This window comes from Pseudoalteromonas sp. BSi20439 (genome assembly GCF_000241165.1).
Taxonomy (GTDB): domain Bacteria; phylum Pseudomonadota; class Gammaproteobacteria; order Enterobacterales; family Alteromonadaceae; genus Pseudoalteromonas.
This window is the reverse complement of sequence record NZ_BADW01000016.1, coordinates 1-2,015: the sequence shown is the minus strand read 5'-3', so window position 1 is coordinate 2,015 and position 2,015 is coordinate 1. Positions and strand designations below refer to the sequence as shown.

General features: G+C 40.8%; 3 protein-coding genes and 1 pseudogene. All 4 read left to right on the top strand.

Annotated elements, in window-relative coordinates:
- Window positions 1-191: pseudogene (locus tag P20439_RS18420) on the top strand (ATP-binding protein); the annotation flags it as partial.
- Complete coding sequence (locus tag P20439_RS01800) at window positions 184-537, top strand: cupredoxin domain-containing protein (protein WP_008110741.1); 354 nt, start codon at window positions 184-186, stop codon at window positions 535-537. The pseudogene P20439_RS18420 and the gene P20439_RS01800, both read left to right, overlap by 8 nt.
- Window positions 524-1,264, top strand: a complete 741-nt coding sequence (locus tag P20439_RS01795; RefSeq protein WP_008110740.1) for a hypothetical protein — start codon at window positions 524-526, stop codon at window positions 1,262-1,264. Before P20439_RS01800 ends, P20439_RS01795 begins: the two co-directional genes overlap by 14 nt.
- On the top strand, window positions 1,261-1,974 hold the full coding sequence (locus tag P20439_RS01790) for a hypothetical protein (RefSeq protein ID WP_008464159.1): 714 nt from the start codon (window positions 1,261-1,263) through the stop codon (window positions 1,972-1,974). Before P20439_RS01795 ends, P20439_RS01790 begins: the two co-directional genes overlap by 4 nt.
- The last annotated feature ends 41 nt before the right edge of the window (window positions 1,975-2,015 follow it).

Here is a 2,015-nt window from a genome sequence, read left to right as displayed (position 1 = left end):
AAAAACGAGTATTTAATCGCTTTTATCGCGTTGGCGGCGATCAACATCCTTCAGGTGAGCAGGGAGCTGGCTTGGGCATGGCAATAGTTCAGCATATTATCGCTATTTATAACGCCCAGATTAATTTAACGGATAGCGCTTTGGGCGGCTTAAAGGTGCAGGTGGTTTTTGCAGGAGCTAAATGTGATTAAACGACTTATTAGCCCTTACTTATATTGCTGCATATTTTTGTCATTTAATGTTGTTAGCAAAGAGTATTTAGTTGTACTTAAAGATCATTTGTTTTACCCCGCAGAAATCGTCGTGCCAGCTAATAAAAAGGTACGCTTGTTAATCGAAAATCAAGATAGTACGCCTGAAGAATTCGACAGCTTTGATCTCAACCGAGAGAAAGTGCTTTACCCTAATCGCAAAAGCGTGATTTATATTGGGCCATTAACACCTGGCCGCTATGAATTTTTTGGTGAGTTTTCGCCAAATACTGCGCGCGGTGCTGTTATTGTCACTGATAAGGAGCAACCCAATGCTAATAACTAGTTTAGTGATGAGCCTCAATCAGTTACTGCCAGTCGCCATTTTACTTATTTTGCTGCAAGTGATTGCTAAGCAAAGTTTGCTACGGTTGCTGGGTATGCTTGGTTTAGGTATAGGCTTAACATTTTTATTTGTAAAAAGCGCCCCGATTATTAGCCCTTGGTTCGATTACCAAGGTTTAGAATATACTCAGATTGGCTTGTGTATTTTAATTTTTTTCAGTGCACTGCACTACGCCGTTAAACGAGCAACAGCTGCTTTTATTATCGCAATTATGAGTGTGATGACGCTTTATTTGAGTCATTACATAATTTATTTAATTGGATTTTGGCAAAGCAACGAAGCGGCACAAAGCTTATTTATTGGTACTTTTTTAGGGCTTGGAATATGCAGTAGTTTTAGTGTGTTGCTGTACTTTTTATTGAGTGCCATTAAACAGCGTTTCGGACTTTCCCCTATTTTACTTTTACTAGCACTAAATAGTGCAGCAAAACTAGTGGTAGCACTGGATTTAGCCAGTCAAATTGATGTGATAGCAACCACCGCAACGGTTTGGGATTTACGTGCTATTTTAACCGAAAATTCAGAGTTTGGGCGTATGTTGCGTGCGTTTATTGGTTATGAGGCCACACCTAATTTAACCAGTGTTTTAAGTTATATCCTAAGCAGCGTGGTCTTTTTATCTGTTTGTTATTTTATTCCTAAATCAATGGCTAAGGAACAATCATGAAGGCAATGAAGTTATTTGCAGGTGCTGTGTTAATTGGTTTTGGTTTATTGATACCCACACACGCGCACGCCGATGGAATGGTGGTGGATAAAGTATATCACCCGTACGTTTTGCCGTTTGAACGCGAGGTCGAATGGCGATTCGTATCGCACCAAACTGATAGCGGCAATATTTTAGCGCAGCGTTTAGGGATGGGCGGGGCAATTAACGATACCATGGCACTAGAAGGTTATTTAGTGGGTGAGCGAGACGACAACGGCGACTTTGGCTTACAAGCATATGAATTGGAGCTTAGATGGCAACTAATAGAACAAGGCCGATTATGGGCCGATTGGGGCGCTTTGTTTGAACTAGAAAAACAACACACCAAAGATGTTTTTGAAGCCACAACGGGATTTGTAGTTGAAAAAGAGATGGGTCGCGCCAGTTTAACGCTTAATGCTTTTCTAGTGTATGAGTGGGGGCAAGACATAGAAAACGAGTGGGAAAGTGAGTTTAGAGCGCAGTATCGTTACCGCTATCGTTCTGCATTTCAACCCGCGATTGAAATGTATTTAGGGGAAGACTTTGTGGGTATTGGTCCAGGGTTTATTGGTTTACACCGCTTTGATGGGCAAAAACAATTAAAGTGGGAAGCCGGTTTTATTACTGAAATCAGCCAGTCAGAGAAGAATCATAGCTTTAGAATGGCGTTAGAGTTTGAGTTTTAAGCTGCTTAAACAAGTACTTAATGTATAAAGTGGGTTACGAG